Here is a 15179-nt window from a genome sequence, read left to right on the forward strand (position 1 = left end):
CGGCTGCCGTCTTGCGCGTGCGGCGCGGCTTGGCCTCGGTCTCGGCCTCGACCGTCTCCGGTGCGGCGGCGACGGCCTTCTTGCGGGTCCGGCGCGGCTTGACCTCGGTCTCCGCTTCGGCCGTGTCGACGGCGGTTTCGGCGGCGGCTGCCGTCTTGCGCGTGCGGCGCGGCTTGACCTCGGCCTCCGCGTCGACCGTCTCCGGTGCGGCGGCGACGGCCTTCTTGCGGGTCCGGCGCGGCTTGACCTCGGTCTCCGCTTCGGCCGTGTCGACGGCGGATTCCGCGGCGGCTGCCGTCTTGCGCGTGCGGCGCGGCTTGGCCTCGGTCTCGGCCTCGACCGTCTCCGGTGCGGCGGCGACGGCCTTCTTGCGGGTCCGGCGCGGCTTGGTCGCCGGGGGAGCGTCCTCCATGACCTCGGCCGTCGCGACCGCAGCCTCGGCGGCCTCGGTGGCCTCGGTGGCCTCGGTGGCCTCCGCGGCCGACTCGGCCGACTTGCGGGTGCGGCGGCGCGGCTTGGCCTTCGGGGCCGGGTCCGCCACCAGGGCTTCCACCACGGGGGCTTCTGCCACTACCGGGGCGTCCGTCGCCGGGACCTCGGCCGCGGGGGCGTCGGTCGCCGGCGCCTCGGACACCGGAAGGGTCTCCGCGGACTTGCGGGTGCGGCGGCGGCGCGGCTTCTCGGAGGCGGCCGGCGTGGCCGCGCCCTCGGCCGTGGCCACCGTCTCCACGGCGGCCTCCGAAGGGGCTTCAGTGGTCACGGTCGCCGCGGTCGTCACCGGCTCCGTCCGGTTCGCTCCGCCGCGGGTACGGCGACGGCGGCGCGGAGTGCGGTTCGCCCCGGGCTCCTCCACCAAGCCCTGCTCGGTGCCGGGCGCCGTGGGTGCCGTAGCCGCAGGGGCCGTACCGGCGTCCACCGGGGCTCCGTTGCGCGTGCGGCGGCGCCGGCGCGGCGTACGGGCCGAACGCTCCGGCTCCTGGCCGCCGGACTCGGAGCGGCCGCCCCGGTCGCCTCGGCCACCGCGCCCGCGGCCACCGCGGCCACCGGTCTCGCCCAGGTCCTCCAGGTCCTCCGCGTCGAGCCCGGCGCGGGTCCGCTCCGAGCGCGGCAGGGTGCCCTTGGTGCCCTCGGGGATGCCGAGGTCGGTGAACAGGTGCGGGGAGCTCGAGTACGTCTCCGCCGGGTCGTTGAAGTCCAGCTCCAGCGCCTTGTTGATCAGCTGCCAGCGCGGGATGTCGTCCCAGTCGACGAACGTGATCGCCGTGCCCTTGGCGCCCGCGCGGCCCGTACGGCCGGTGCGGTGCAGGTACGTCTTCTCGTCCTCGGGCGTCTGGTAGTTGATGACGTGCGTGACACCCTCGACGTCGATACCGCGCGCGGCGACGTCGGTGCAGACGAGCACGTCGACCTTGCCGTTGCGGAACGCCCGCAGGGCCTGCTCGCGCGCGCCCTGGCCGAGGTCGCCGTGGACCGCGCCGGAGGCGAAGCCGCGGCGCTGCAACTGCTCGGCGATATCGGCCGCCGTGCGCTTGGTCCGGCAGAAGATCATCGCCAGACCGCGGCCCTCGGCCTGCAGTATGCGCGCGACCATCTCCGGCTTGTCCATGTTGTGCGCGCGGTAGACGAACTGCTTGATGTTCGCGAGCGTCACGCCCTCGCCGTCGGGCGAGGTGGCGCGGATGTGCGTCGGCTGCGACATGTAGCGGCGGGCGAGGCCGATGACCGCGCCCGGCATGGTCGCCGAGAACAGCATGGTCTGGCGGCGAGTCGGCAGCAGGTTGATGATCTTCTCGACGTCGGGCAGGAAGCCCAGGTCGAGCATCTCGTCGGCTTCGTCGAGGACCAGGCACTTGACGTGGCTCAGGTTGAGCTTCTTCTGGCCCGCGAGGTCGATCAGCCGGCCGGGGGTGCCGACGACCACGTCGACGCCCTTCTTCAGGGCCTCCACCTGGGGCTCGTAGGCCCGGCCGCCGTAGATCGCGGTGACGCGCACGTTGCGCACCTTGCCCGCGGTCAGCAGGTCGTTGGTGACCTGCTGGCACAGCTCGCGCGTGGGGACCACGACGAGCGCCTGCGGGGTGTCGGTGACCGCCTCGGGGGCGGCGCGGCCGGCCTCGACGTCGGCGGGGACGGTGACGCGCTCCAGGAGCGGGAGGCCGAAGCCCAGCGTCTTGCCGGTGCCGGTCTTGGCCTGGCCGATGACGTCCGTGCCCGAGAGGGCGACCGGGAGCGTCATCTCCTGGATGGGGAAGGGGGTGATGATGCCGACGGCCTCCAGGGCCTCGGCCGTCTCGGGAAGGATCCCAAGGTCTCGGAACGTCGTAGTCAGGATGCTGCCTCTTCTGTGTGGCGCGGCGCGAGGCGAGCGCGGGGGTCTTTGACGGACCGTGCCGGGGACGTCGGCTGCCATACGGGCCAACCACTCGGGCCTGCCGTAAAGCACGGGACCTCTGCCGACGCTCTTAGAGCCTGTCCACCGGACAGGCTCAGCGCTCTCACCGCTGAGGGTGTCCCTCTCCTTGTCGTACGCATCTGTGCCGTACGGCCGGGAGGGCTGTCGGGTCGGAGCCGATCGGGCCACCGACCGGGCATCCTCATACGTGCGGCCTGTCGAGGACGTCGAGATACGTCGACCCACTCTGCAGGCGCATTACCACCATACCCCGGAATCGCGCACATGCGATGGCCGAATTGGTCACGTAGTCGCCGTCACACCGCTCGGCCGGCCGCCTCCCGCACGCGGGGAGCGGGCTATTGTGCGCCTCATGACTAGCTCTGACAAGCCTGAGAACGCGCCCGCCAAGCCTGAGAGCGGGTCCGCCGCACCCGGCCGGCACACCGGTGTCGCCGCCCAGGACTGGGCGCAGGCCGCCGCCGACCCGCAGTACCGCGCGGCCGTCGTGGACCTGCTCGGCGCCCTCGCGTACGGAGAGCTGGCGGCGTTCGAGCGGCTCGCCGAGGACGCCAAGCTGGCGCCGACCCTGGCGGACAAGGCGGAGCTGGCCAAGATGGCCTCGGCCGAGTTCCACCACTTCGAGCGGCTGCGGGACCGGCTGACCGAGATCGGCGAGGAGCCGACCGCCGCGATGGACCCGTTCGTCGCCGCCCTCGACGGCTTCCACCGGCAGACGGCGCCCTCGGACTGGCTGGAGGGCCTGGTCAAGGCCTACGTCGGCGACTCGATCGCGAGCGACTTCTACCGGGAGGTCGCCGCCCGCCTCGACAGCGACACCCGGGAACTGGTTCTGGCCGTCCTGGACGACACGGGGCACGCCGAGTTCGCCGTCGAGAAGGTGCGGGCCGCCATCGAGGCCGAGCCGCGCGTGGGCGGCCGGCTGGCGCTGTGGGCGCGACGGCTGATGGGGGAGGCGCTGTCGCAGTCCCAGCGGGTGGTCGCCGACCGGGACGCGCTTTCCACGATGCTGGTGGGCGGGGTGGCCGACGGGTTCGATCTCGCCGAGGTCGGCAGGATGTTCTCGCGGATCACTGAGGCGCACACCAAGCGGATGGCCGCGCTCGGCTTGGCCGCGTAGCGCTCCCGCGGGGTGGGCCCGGTTGCCTGCGCGGCTGCGGGTGCGTTGTGGCTGGTCGCGCCCACGCGGCGGCGCCGCACATCAGACACAGTCCCGCGCCCCTTGCGGGGCGCTCCGCGCTCCTGGTCACGCCGGTGCTGATCTGCGGTGCAGGTGGTGTGACGGGCGGAGCAGGAGGGACAGGGAGGACGCCGAGACGATCGCCGCGCCCAGGAGGCTCAGCAGGACGGTGCCGGGGCCTAGGGCGCTGTGGGTGACGAAGTCGCCGAAGAGGGCGCCGGCGACGGCCGTCGCGTACACCAGCGGCTGGGCGGGCAGCCGGTGCGCGAGGCGCCTGGTCGCCGCGAACGCCAGGACCAGACCCAGCACGGCGGATCCGAGCACTTCCAGGATCATGTCGAGGTCCCTCCCACGGCCGGCCCGCGCTTCACGGTCGTAGCCCGTCATACCCGTGACCTGCGCATTGCAATCATCGGCTGTGAGGGAAGTGTGCGCCGTCTGTGTGTACGACGCACGCGTGCACGACGGCGTGTACGAGGAAAAGGGCCCGGCGGCACAGTGCCGCCGGGCCCTTCGTCGCTGTATGAGGACTACAGCGCTCCGAAGCCCACCTTGCGGACCGTCGGCTCGCCGATCTCCACGTACGCCAGGCGGTCGGCCGGGACCAGGACCTTGCGGCCCTTCTCGTCCTCAAGGCTCAGCAGCGTCGACTTCCCGGCCAGCGCGTCGGCCACCACCCGCTCGACGTCCTCGACGCTCTGACCGCTCTCCAGAACGATCTCGCGGGGCGCGTGCTGCACGCCGATCTTGACCTCCACGGCTATGTCCCTCCGACGGTCAGTGATGTGCGCGATCTTCCGCGCCGTACGCAGCACACATTAGCCCGGTGAGGGGACGTACACGCTGCTCGGCGGGAACGCCAACAGCGAACAGCCCGCGGGAACATTTCCGCGACGACGCCGGAACGGCGCCGCGTCCCCGCGGGAACCGCCCGGCGTCAGTGGTGCTCGGTGCCGTGCAGGGGGAACCCGGCGATGCCCCTCCAGGCGAGCGAGGCCAGCAGCTGGGCCGCCTGGTCGCGCGGCACGGTGCGGTCGCTGTGCAGCCAGGCGCGCGCCACCACCTGGGCGAGCCCGCCGAGGCCGGAGGCGAGCAGCATCGACTCCGGGCGGGCGAGGCCTGTGTCCTCGGCGATGACGTCGCAGATCGCCTCGGCGCACTCGTTGGTGACCTTGTCGACGCGCTCGCGCACCGCGGGCTCGTTCGTGAGGTCCGACTCGAACACCAGACGGAAGGCGCCGCCCTCGTCCTCCACGTACGCGAAGTACGCGTCCATGGTCGCCCGCACGCGCTGCTTGTTGTCCGTCGTCGAGGCGAGCGCGCCGCGCACGGCCTGGATCAACGCCTCGCAGTGCTGGTCCAGCAGGGCGAGGTAGAGGTCGAGCTTGCCGGGGAAGTGCTGGTAGAGCACCGGCTTGCTGACGCCGGCCCGCTCGGCGATGTCGTCCATCGCCGCCGCGTGATAGCCCTGCGCGACGAAGACCTCCTGGGCGGCGCCCAGCAGCTGGTTCCGTCGAGCTCGGCGCGGCAGACGGGTGCCGCGCGGGCGTGCCGCCTCAGTTTGCTCGATGGCTGTCACGCCGCCTCCCAAAGTCGTCCACATGCGGTGTCGGCCGCGCGACCCATCGTACTTTTCGGTAACCGTGGTGTGCGCGGTGAGAGCGCAGAATTTCACGTACCGGACGGCGACGAAAGCCGCGAAGCGTCCCGACCCGGTCGGAGTGCGTCGCCGGAGGTCAGCGGTAGTCGTCCTCGTCGAGCCGGACCACGCGCGCCTGCTCGGCGAGATCGGCCTCGTTCGCGCGGTCCTGGTCGACTCCCGTCAGAGGGTCGTCGCGCTCCGCGGCGAGGTCCGCGTGCTGCTCGACGGCGTCCCCCTCGGCGGCCTCGACGTCGATCTCCGGGCTGTCGTCCCGTGCCAGGTCATCGATGGTGCCGGGCTCGGTGGGGTCATAGGCCATGGTGGGCTCCCTTCCTACGAACGTCCCCGGAACACGCAGGGGCCACATGCGGGTGCCCTTTCTACGAGCGTAGGAGACACCTGATCGCGACGCCATGTCATCGACCGTCCCGATCGGGCCGCTTCCGCCCTGTCTCCCGGGGACTTTCCGGGGTCGGCCTCGGCATCCCGACCGCGATGCTGTGACGGCGAACACACGAACCACGACGTGATCACCTCGTAACATTGCCGCATGTCTTCGACCGAGTCGCCGTCCCTACCGGCCGCGAGTGTCCTCCCGAAGGTGGCACCCGTCAGTGTCGGGGAGGGCGAGCGGCTGAGGTCGGTGCGGCTGCCGGGGGCGACCCTGTCGGTCCGTTCGCGGCCCCCCGCGCGCGAGGGTCTGCCACCCGCTCTGTACGTCCACGGGCTGGGCGGCTCCTCGCAGAACTGGTCGGCGCTGATGGCGGAGCTGGCCGGCGTCGTCGACGGCGAGGCGGTCGACCTGCCCGGCTTCGGTGACTCGCCGCCGCCGGACGACGGCAACTACTCCGTCACCGCCCACGCGCGCGCGTGCATCCGTTTCCTCGACGTCGCCGGGCGCGGCCCGGTCCACCTGTTCGGCAACTCCCTCGGCGGCGCGGTCGTAACGCGCGTGGCCGCCGTACGCCCGGACCTCGTCCGGACCCTGACCCTCGTCTCGCCCGCCCTGCCGGAGCTGCGGGTGCAGCGGACCGCCGTGCCGACAGCCCTGCTGGGTGTACCCGGGGTGGCCGCGCTGTTCACCCGGATCACCAGGGAGTGGACGGCCGAACAGCGGGTCCGCGGCGTCATGGCGCTCTGCTACGGCGATCCCGCGCGTGTGTCGCCCGAGGCGTTCCAGAACGCGGTCGAGGAACTGGAGCGGCGACTGAGCCTGCCGTACTTCTGGGACGCGATGGCCCGCTCCGCGCGCGGGCTGGTCAACGCCTACACCCTCGGAGGGCAGCAGGGGCTGTGGCGTCAGGCCGAGCGCGTCCTCGCCCCGACCCTCCTGATCTACGGCGGCCGCGACCAACTCGTCGGCCACCGCATGGCGCAGAAGGCCGCCCGTTCCTTCCGTGACTCCCGCCTGCTGTCCCTGCCGGACGCCGGCCACGTGGCCATGATGGAGTACCCGGAGGTGGTGGCCGGCGCCTTCCGGGAACTCCTGAGAGGGGTCGGGGAGTTGGACGAGTCGAGAGCGGAGGGCCCTGTCGCGGCCGCCGGAGACGATGTCACTTCCATGGACACAGGGAGCTGAAAGCCGAGGTGGGACGCCACAGCCGACGCGGACCGGCCCCGAAGGACGACGCGGCGGAGACAGCCCGCCGCAGGGGCGGACACGGCGCGGAGCCGGGCACGGGCCCGAGCCCCGAAGCTGCCGCGGGATCGCCCAGGACGCCGGGGCTGCCCGGTCAGCGCCGGGCAGCGGAGGGCGGGACGCCACCGCGCCCGGCCGACGGGGCCGCCCCCGCCCGCCCGGTGGGCCCTGACCCGCGATACGGCACTGGGAACATGCCGCGCCACCCCGACGGGACGCCGGTCCGTGGCGTACCAAGGCTGCCTGACGGGACGCCGGTCCATGGTGTTCCGCGCTTCCCCGGCGGCACCCCCGCGAGGGGTGTGCCGCGGGTGTCCGGGGACGGTGTGCCGCACGGCGGGCCGCAGGTGCGGGGTGGTCATCCCGAGCAGTGGGAAGGCGGGGGCGGATGGGGCGAGTTCGGGCCGTCCGGTGGTGCGCCGGGAGCCGGTCCGGGCCTGGCACCGCACGCGGCCGGTAGCGCCTTTCCCCGGCAACGGCAGGGTCGGCCGGCCGGTCCGGGTGGCCCCGGTGCACCCGGTTCGGTCGCGCGCGAGCCTCGGCAGGACTACCTCGACGCTTTCGGCGAGGAGGACGTCGACGTCTTCGCACCCCACGCCGGGACACCGGGCCGCACCGAGTCCGAGCGGGCGCGGGAGCCGTACGCGCCCGTGCTCGACCCCTCCGCGGCAGGCGGCGGTGACGGGGACGCCGACGCGCCCCCGAGCGGTGTCCCCGCACCGCGGAAGGGCGGCGGCAAGGGCAAGGCGTTCACCGGCATCGCGGCCGCGGCCGTCACCACCGTGCTCGCGGTCGTCGTCGCCGGTCAGGTCGCCGACGGGCATGAGGGCGGCGCCGTGCGGTCCCAGTCCGCCACGGACCAGGGGCGCGACACCCACGACCCCGCCTCCCGCGGCGACGGCCGGGCGACCCCCTCCCCGGTGCCGCTGACGTACGAGCAGAAGATGAACAAGAAGTACCCGCTCGACGTGAAGCTGAAGGGCCCGGGCACGTTCGACACCGTCCCCGGCACCGACAAGGCGCCCGGCAAGGGCCAGAAGTACACGTACCGGGTGGACATCGAGCACGGACTCGGCCTGGACGGCGCGCTGTTCGCCGAGGCCGTCCAGAAGACGCTGAACGACAACCGCAGTTGGTCGCACGACGGTGCCCGCACCTTCGAGCGCGTCTCCTCCGGCAAGGCCGACTTCGTCATCACGCTCGCCAGCCCCGGCACGACCGCCACCTGGTGCGCCAAGTCCGGCCTGGACACCGCCGAGGAGAACGTCTCCTGCGACTCGGCCGCCACCCGGCGCGTGATGATCAACGCCTACCGGTGGGCCCAGGGCAGCGCGACGTACGGCGACAAGATCTACGCCTACCGGCAGATGCTCATCAACCACGAGGTCGGCCACCGTCTCGGCCACAACCACGAGCTCTGCCGCAAGAACGGCGAACTCGCCCCCGTCATGCAGCAGCAGACGAAGTTCCTCGACCACGACGGCATCCACTGCCTGGCCAACCCCTGGCCCTACCCGAAGGGCTGAGCCGCCGGTCACCGAACCCCTCAGCAGTAACGTTTCGCGGCCGACCGATCACCCTGTGATTCCCTAGCGCGCCGGAACGCGGCGCGCACGCGAAAGTTACGACCGTTCACCCCTTTTGGTGGCGCGATGGACAACCGTCCGTCGCGCCACCGCCTTGTCCGCATACGTTCGTCCCGCTGCGAGCCGCCGGGGTCAACGGCGGCTGAAGACTCACGGGAGATCGGGGGTGCACACGTGCGCATCGGACTGCTTACGGAAGGTGGCTATCCGTATGTGAGCGGTGACGCCAGGCTCTGGTGCGACCGGCTCGTGCGCGGGCTCGGGCAGCACGAGTTCGACGTCCATGCGCTCAGCCTCGGTCGGCAGCAGGAAGAAGAGGGCTGGGTCCCGCTCCCACCACAGGTCAGCCGGGTGCGGACGGCCCCGCTGTGGACGGCCGAGGACGACGGGGTCGTGTACGGCAGGCGCGCGCGCCGCAGGTTCACCGAGTGCTACGGCGAACTGGTCGCGGCGCTGGGCACCGACGCCGCGCCCGCCCCCGAACCGGACGGCGCCGACGACTCCGCTGCCCCGTGCTCTCACCTGGCGGACCGTTTCGGCAGTGCGCTGTACGGCCTCGCCGAACTCGCCCGCGACGAAGGCGGACTGGTGGCGGCGCTCCGCTCCGACACCGCCGTGCGCACCCTGGAGCGCGCCTGCCGCGCCCCCGGCGCGCCGCGCACGGCGCGCGAGGCGCGGGTGCCCGACCTGCTCACCGTCGCCGCCCACCTCGAACGCGCCCTGCGCCCCCTCTCCCTCGACTGGTACGGCGACGACGGCCTCGGCGCGGCGGACCTCTGTCACGCCACGGCCGGCGGCCCCGCCGCCCTGCCCGGACTGCTGGCCCTGCACTTCTCCGACGTACCACTGCTGGTCACCGAGTACGGCGTGCGGCTCCGCTCGCACTACCTGGGCCTCGGTCCCGACGCCTCCGGCCCCGACGCCGCCGCCCCCGCCGTGCGCGCCCTGCTCGCCGCCTTCCACGGTCGGCTGGCCGCCGAGACCTACCGCCGGGCCGCCGTCATCACCCCCGGCAACGCGCACGCGCGGCGCTGGCAGGAGCGCTGCGGCGCCGACCGCGCCAAGATCCGCACGGTCTACTCCGGCATGGACGCCGAACCCTTCGCCGAGGTCGGCGAGGCACCCGACCGGGCCGACCCGGACACCCTGGTCTGGGTCGGGCGAGTGGAACCGGCCAAGGACCTGGTGTCCCTCCTGCACGCCTTCACCGAGATCCGCAAGGAGCGGCCCAAGGCCCGCCTGCGCATCGTAGGAGCCTCGGCGGGGCCGGAGGGCGAGGCCTACCTGGGCCACTGCCGGGCGCTGGCGGCGCAACTCTTCCCGGACGAGGCGGAGGGCGTGCACGCCGTCGGGGACAACCCCGTCTCCTTCGAGGAGATCGGCGGTCCCGAGGCCCCGACCCCGGCCGACGCGTACGCCTCCGGCGCGGTCGTCGTTCTGTCCAGCGTCGTCGAGGGCTTCCCGATCAGCCTCGTCGAAGCCATGTTCTGCGGCCGTGCCACGGTGTCCACGGACGCCGGGGCGGTGGTGGAGGTCATCGGCGGGACGGGGCTCGTCGTGCCCCCGCGCAATCCGCGCGCGCTCGCCGAGGCGTGCGGGGCACTGCTGCTGGACCCCGAGCGCCGTGAGCGCCTGGGCGCCGCGGCCCGGGCCCGGGCTCTCGAACTGTTCACCGTCGAGCAGAACATCGCGGCATTTCACGGCATTTACCTGGAGATCGTCTCGCACTGCCCGGTGCACCGGGTCGTGCTCGGCGAGACCGGTGAGCCCCTGCCGTTCGCCACCCCGCCCGAGGCCCACGTCCCCGGCCACTGGACCGACCCCACCACCCCGGGCTGGGCCGCCACCACTCCCGTGAGCACCCCCACCCTGGCGGCGACCGAGGGGGCCCGATGAGCACCGGCGGGAGCGCCCCTGGCGGGGCGGACACCACCCGAGGCGGATCCGAGAGAGGCGCCGGCCCGAGCGCGAACGAGCCGGCCCGCGCGGACCTGCCCGCGGCGCCGAGCGGCGCGGAGGCGTGGGACGCGCGGTCGGCTCAATGGCTGGACGGTTTCTCGCGGGAGAGCCTCGACCCGGTCGCTCCCACCGGTCCCTCCACCTCTCCCTCTTCCTCTCCCTCTTTCGCGGCATCGGCGCAGGAAGCCCCGTCCCGCATGGCGGTGGACGCCGCGAGCCGTACGGCCACCCCTCGCCGCGGTCCCGCCGACCCCGTCAAAGCCCTGCTGCACCGGCACCGGGACCTGTGCGAGCGCGCGGTCGACCCGCTGGAGATCGCCGCCGGTCTGGAGGCGCACGGCGTCACCGATCGCACCGCCGCCCGGTTCCGGCACCGGGACGTCTTCTCCCTCGCGGAGGAGCTGTACGCGCGCGTGCCCCGCGACGGCGAACCCGCCCCGGCCACCGAGCCCCTACCCACGCCCCGCGTCCGCGCGGACTGGGTACTGCTCAGCCTCCTGCCGGGCGCCCTCGGCACGGCCGTCGTGGTGGGGCTGCACCTCACCCATGGCCGGGTTCGCCCGCTGCTGGTCGTGGGCGGACTGCTCATGGTGGCCCTCGCGATCCGCGCGGCCCTGCGTCGCGGCCCCCTGAGAGCGCCCCTGGGCACGCGTGCGAGGCGCGCCGCGGCCGGCACACGGGCGTGCGCCCTCTGGCTCCTCGGCTACGCCGTCCTCGGCGACGGACTCCTGCGCTCCGTCGTCGAAGGCGGCCCCGACAGCCTGCCGACCGGCGCGGCGGACGACCCGTGGCCCCTCGCCACCGCACCCGCCCTGGCGCTCCTGCTGGCCTGTGCCCCGGCGGCCTGGTGCGCGCACCTGCTCACCGCGGGTGCCCGCCGCAGGCTCGCCCGCAGCCGCGGCCTGGACGAGTTCAGGGCCGCCGCGCAACCCCTGCTGTGGGGCGCCTTCGTCCTGTTCCTCGGCGCCCTCGCGGCCCTGCTCGCCCTGTGCGGCGGCCTGCTGCACGAGTCGGCGGCCTACCCGCAGACCCTCACCCTCGGTGCCCTCCTGCTGCTCGCCCGCCTCCTCACCGTGCACCGCCGTCGGCACGCTCCCGCACTCGCCCTCTTCGCGGCGGCGATGACCGAGGCGGCGGCCCCCGCCCTGGCCCTGGCCGGCCGGCTGCCGGGCTGCGGCTTCCTGGCCACCCCCGTCGACACCCTCGTGGACACGTGGGGGCCCGGCAGCGTCCCGGCACTCGCCTGCGGCACCGCCGCGTTGGCCCTGATGCTCCACGCGACCCGCACCCTCACCCGAGCCTCGGCCCACGCACCGACGGGAGCCCCCGAGTGACGCCCCCGCCCCCGCCCCGGCGCCGGTCCTCCACCACCCGCCCGGCGCACGACGGCACCGGGACCGCGCCGACCCTCACTACCGGACCGACGAGCGGCGGCAGCGAGACCTCCGTCACCCGCCCGGCCCGGGGTGCCGCGCAGACCACCGTCACCCGCCCGTCCCCTGACGGCACTCAGACCGCCGACCACCGCAACCGCGTGGCGGCACCCCATCCGGCCGCAGGCGCCCGGCACGCCGGAGGCGACCCCACCATCCCCGCGAAGGAGAAGACCAGATGACCACCTCCCGACCCGGAGCGTCCACCAGCTCCGGAACAGCCGGAACGCACACTCCGGGAGCCGCCCGATGAGGGTCCTGCTGATCGGAGCCAACGGATACCTCGGCCGCTTCGTGGCCGACCGTCTGCTCGCCGACCCCGCCGTCCAGCTCACCGCGCTCGGCCGGGGCGACGACGCCGACGTCCGCTTCGACCTCGCCACCGGCAGCCCCGGCGCGCTCACCCGCTTCCTCGACGCGGTCCACCCCGGGGTCGTCGTCAACTGCGCCGGAGCCACCCGGGGCGGTGCCCGCGACCTGACCCGGCACAACACGGTCGCTGTGGCCACCGTCTGCGAGGCGCTGCGGCGCAGCGGCTGCGGCGCCCGCCTGGTGCAGCTCGGGTGCAGTGCCGAGTACGGGCCGAGCCAGCCCGGCTCCTCCACGGCCGAGGACGCAGTCCCCCGGCCCGGCGGCCCGTACGGCGTCAGCAAGCTTGCCGCGACCGAACTGGTCCTCGGCTCCGGCCTGGACGCCGTCGTGCTCCGCGTGTTCTCACCCGCCGGACCGGGCACCCCGGCCGGGTCACCGCTCGGCCGGCTCGCCGAGGCCATGCGCCGCGCCATGCAGTCCGGCGACGGCGAGCTGAAGCTCGGCGGCCTCGGTGTCCAGCGGGACTTCGTCGACGTCCGTGACGTCGCCCGCGCCGTGCACGCCGCCTCGCTCTCGGCCGCGCAGGGCGTCATCAACATCGGCTCCGGCCGCGCCGTCCGGCTGCGCGACGCGGCCGCCGTCCTCGCCCGCGTCGCCGGATACGGCGGCGCGCTGCACGAACTCGACGCCCCGCCCGGACCCCTGCGCGCAGCCATCGGCCACCCGCGCCCCGACTCCGACCACGCGTCACCGGTCGCGTACCCGTATCCCGACGGCTGCGGCAGCTGGCAGCAGGCCGACGTCCGTACCGCCCGCGACCGGCTCGGCTGGCGGCCCCGGATCAACCTCGAAGAATCCCTGGCAGACATCTGGATGGAGGCGGCATGCCGCATCTGACCAGCACCACGACAGGCACCACCGGCACCGGCGTACGCACCGCTCTCGGCGTCCCCGGCTACGCCCACCCCCTCGTCGCCCCCGCCCAGTGGGCCGAACTCGCCCGCCCCGGCGCGCCCGTGGACTGGGTGGTGCTCAACGTCGCCGCCGGGCCCGGCACCCGTCCCGACCCGCACTGCCTGGAGGCGGCGGGCCGGCTGCGCAACGCCGGCGTCCGCGTCCTCGGCCACTTGGACGCCGACCCCGGCAGCGGTCCTGGCGGCCGCTACGGCGGGTACGGCAGCGGGTACACCGGGGGCCGGGGGCGCGGCGTCCGGGGCAGTACCCTTCCGGACCTGCTTCCCGACGCCCATCGCTACCTCGACTGGTACCAGGTCGACGGCTTCCTGATCGACCACTGTCCCGCCGAGCGGACCGCGCTCCCCGAGGTGCGCCGCACCGTCGCCTGCCTGCGGGCGCTGCGTGAGGACGCTCACATCGTCCTCGGCCACGGCACCCACCCGCACCCGGGCTTCGCCGAGAGCGCCGAGCAGTTGGTGACCTTCTCCGGTCCCTGGTCCGCCTACCGCTGGTCGCAGGTCGCCGAATGGACCGCGGACTATCCGCCGGACCGCTTCTGCCACTTCGTGCACGGTGTGCCGCTGGGCCACCTGGACGAGGCACTGCGCATCGCGCGCTGGCAGGGCGCCGCCACGATCTACCTCACCGACCACACCGATCGCGGCGGGCGCGTGGACCCGTGGGAGACCATGCCCGGCTACTGGGACGAAATCGTCTCGCGTATCGGAACAGGTGTCTCGGAATGAAGATGGCCGTGGCAGTGTTACGGGGAGAACAACCGTAGTGATTGACCGACCAACGGAGTCCCCGTGTCGCTGCCACCCCTGGTCGAGCCAGCTTCTGAGCTCACCGTAGACGAGGTCCGCCGGTACTCCCGCCACCTGATCATCCCCGACGTCGGGATGGACGGGCAGAAGCGGCTGAAGAACGCCAAGGTGCTCTTTGTGGGCGCCGGTGGCCTGGGCTCGCCGGGGCTGATGTACATGGCCGCGGCGGGCGTGGGCACGCTCGGCATCGTGGACTTCGACGAGGTCGACGAGTCGAACCTGCAGCGTCAGGTCATCCACAGCCAGTCCGACATCGGCCGCTCCAAGGCCGAGTCCGCGCGGGACACCGTCAGGGGCATCAACCCGCTGGTGAACGTGGTCCTCCACGAGGTGCGGCTCGAGGCCGACAACGTGATGGACATCTTCAGCCAGTACGACCTCATCGTCGACGGCACGGACAACTTCGCGACCCGCTACCTGGTCAACGACGCCTGTGTGCTGCTGAACAAGCCGTACGTGTGGGGTTCGATCTACCGCTTCGACGGCCAGGCCTCGGTGTTCTGGTCCGAGCACGGCCCCTGCTACCGCTGCCTCTACCCGGAGCCCCCGCCCCCGGGCATGGTCCCCTCCTGCGCCGAGGGCGGCGTGCTGGGCGTGCTCTGCGCGTCCATCGGCTCCATCCAGGTCAACGAGGCCATCAAGCTCCTCGCGGGCATCGGCGAGCCGCTGGTCGGCCGGCTGATGATCTACGACGCCCTGGAGATGCAGTACCGCCAGGTCAAGGTCCGCAAGGACCCCAACTGCGCGGTCTGCGGCGACAACCCGACCGTCACCGAGCTCATCGACTACGAGGCCTTCTGCGGCGTCGTCTCCGAGGAGGCCCAGGCGGCGGCGGCCGACGCGACGATCACTCCCAAGCAGCTCAAGGAGTGGATCGACGACGGCGAGAACATCGAGATCATCGACGTCCGCGAGCCGAACGAGTACGAGATCGTCTCCATCCCGGGCGCCAAGCTGATCCCGAAGAACGAGTTCCTGATGGGCTCCGCCCTGGAGAGCCTGCCGCAGGACAAGAAGATCGTCCTGCATTGCAAGACGGGTGTCCGAAGTGCGGAAGTCCTCGCCGTCCTGAAGTCCGCGGGCTTCGCGGACGCGGTCCACGTCGGCGGCGGCGTGATCGGCTGGGTCAACCAGATCGAGCCGGACAAGCCGGTCTACTGAGCCGGTTACCCGGCCCCACCGGTGGTCCGAACGGCGGGGGTTCCGTGCACCGACGGTGCGCGGAGCCCCC

General features: G+C 73.3%; 14 protein-coding genes. 9 read left to right on the top strand and 5 right to left on the bottom strand.

Annotated features, from left to right (window positions below; all coding sequences use genetic code 11):
* On the bottom strand, nucleotides 1–2236 hold a 2236-nt coding region (locus ABZ854_RS12935; protein WP_361208633.1), incomplete at its 3' end, for a DEAD/DEAH box helicase.
* Between the two features lie 529 nt (nucleotides 2237–2765).
* Here ABZ854_RS12935 and ABZ854_RS12940 point away from each other — a divergent pair.
* Complete coding sequence (locus tag ABZ854_RS12940; RefSeq protein ID WP_361208636.1) at nucleotides 2766–3533, top strand: ferritin-like fold-containing protein; 768 nt, start codon at nucleotides 2766–2768, stop codon at nucleotides 3531–3533.
* Nucleotides 3534–3659: 126 nt separating this feature from the next.
* Here the strand turns inward: ABZ854_RS12940 and ABZ854_RS12945 are convergent, their stop codons facing one another.
* The 4 genes from ABZ854_RS12945 to ABZ854_RS12960 all read right to left on the bottom strand — a co-directional run bounded on the left by ABZ854_RS12945 (nucleotide 3660) and on the right by ABZ854_RS12960 (nucleotide 5554).
* Nucleotides 3660–3929, bottom strand: a complete 270-nt coding sequence (locus tag ABZ854_RS12945) for a hypothetical protein (protein ID WP_361208639.1) — start codon at nucleotides 3927–3929, stop codon at nucleotides 3660–3662.
* A gap of 194 nt (nucleotides 3930–4123) precedes the next feature.
* Nucleotides 4124–4351 carry a DUF3107 domain-containing protein gene (locus ABZ854_RS12950; RefSeq protein ID WP_361208641.1) on the bottom strand — a complete coding sequence of 76 codons (228 nt, stop codon included), beginning with the start codon at nucleotides 4349–4351 and terminating at the stop codon, nucleotides 4124–4126.
* Nucleotides 4352–4530: 179 nt separating this feature from the next.
* A complete protein-coding gene (locus ABZ854_RS12955) occupies nucleotides 4531–5172 on the bottom strand; it encodes a TetR/AcrR family transcriptional regulator (protein ID WP_129306775.1) in 642 nt (213 codons plus the stop codon).
* Nucleotides 5173–5329: 157 nt separating this feature from the next.
* Nucleotides 5330–5554, bottom strand: a complete 225-nt coding sequence (locus ABZ854_RS12960) for a hypothetical protein (protein WP_361208645.1) — start codon at nucleotides 5552–5554, stop codon at nucleotides 5330–5332.
* Between the two features lie 231 nt (nucleotides 5555–5785).
* Between ABZ854_RS12960 and ABZ854_RS12965 the strand changes: the two genes are divergently transcribed.
* The 8 genes from ABZ854_RS12965 to moeZ all read left to right on the top strand — a co-directional run bounded on the left by ABZ854_RS12965 (nucleotide 5786) and on the right by moeZ (nucleotide 15109).
* Nucleotides 5786–6814 carry an alpha/beta hydrolase gene (locus tag ABZ854_RS12965; RefSeq protein WP_361208648.1) on the top strand — a complete coding sequence of 343 codons (1029 nt, stop codon included), beginning with the start codon at nucleotides 5786–5788 and terminating at the stop codon, nucleotides 6812–6814.
* Nucleotides 6815–6822: 8 nt separating this feature from the next.
* Nucleotides 6823–8400 carry a DUF3152 domain-containing protein gene (locus ABZ854_RS12970; protein WP_361208651.1) on the top strand — a complete coding sequence of 526 codons (1578 nt, stop codon included), beginning with the start codon at nucleotides 6823–6825 and terminating at the stop codon, nucleotides 8398–8400.
* A gap of 234 nt (nucleotides 8401–8634) precedes the next feature.
* Nucleotides 8635–10356: a DUF3492 domain-containing protein gene (locus tag ABZ854_RS12975; protein WP_361208654.1), complete on the top strand. Its 1722-nt coding sequence runs from the start codon at nucleotides 8635–8637 to the stop codon at nucleotides 10354–10356.
* A gap of 260 nt (nucleotides 10357–10616) precedes the next feature.
* Entirely contained in the window at nucleotides 10617–11753 is a 1137-nt protein-coding gene (locus ABZ854_RS12980) for a hypothetical protein (RefSeq protein ID WP_361208657.1), read from the top strand.
* Nucleotides 11750–12034 (top strand): hypothetical protein, encoded by a 285-nt coding sequence (locus tag ABZ854_RS12985; protein WP_361208660.1) that lies wholly within the window; start codon nucleotides 11750–11752, stop codon nucleotides 12032–12034. Before ABZ854_RS12980 ends, ABZ854_RS12985 begins: the two co-directional genes overlap by 4 nt.
* A 67-nt stretch (nucleotides 12035–12101) precedes the next feature.
* Nucleotides 12102–13061 (top strand): NAD-dependent epimerase/dehydratase family protein, encoded by a 960-nt coding sequence (locus ABZ854_RS12990; RefSeq protein WP_361208663.1) that lies wholly within the window; start codon nucleotides 12102–12104, stop codon nucleotides 13059–13061.
* On the top strand, nucleotides 13049–13867 hold the full coding sequence (locus ABZ854_RS12995; RefSeq protein ID WP_361208666.1) for a spherulation-specific family 4 protein: 819 nt from the start codon (nucleotides 13049–13051) through the stop codon (nucleotides 13865–13867). Before ABZ854_RS12990 ends, ABZ854_RS12995 begins: the two co-directional genes overlap by 13 nt.
* Before the next feature lie 63 nt (nucleotides 13868–13930).
* Complete coding sequence (moeZ, locus tag ABZ854_RS13000; protein ID WP_361208669.1) at nucleotides 13931–15109, top strand: adenylyltransferase/sulfurtransferase MoeZ; 1179 nt, start codon at nucleotides 13931–13933, stop codon at nucleotides 15107–15109.
* Nucleotides 15110–15179: the final 70 nt, after the last annotated feature.

Origin of the sequence: Streptomyces sp. NPDC047028, assembly GCF_040644095.1 — a bacterium.
Lineage (GTDB): Bacteria > Actinomycetota > Actinomycetes > Streptomycetales > Streptomycetaceae > Streptomyces.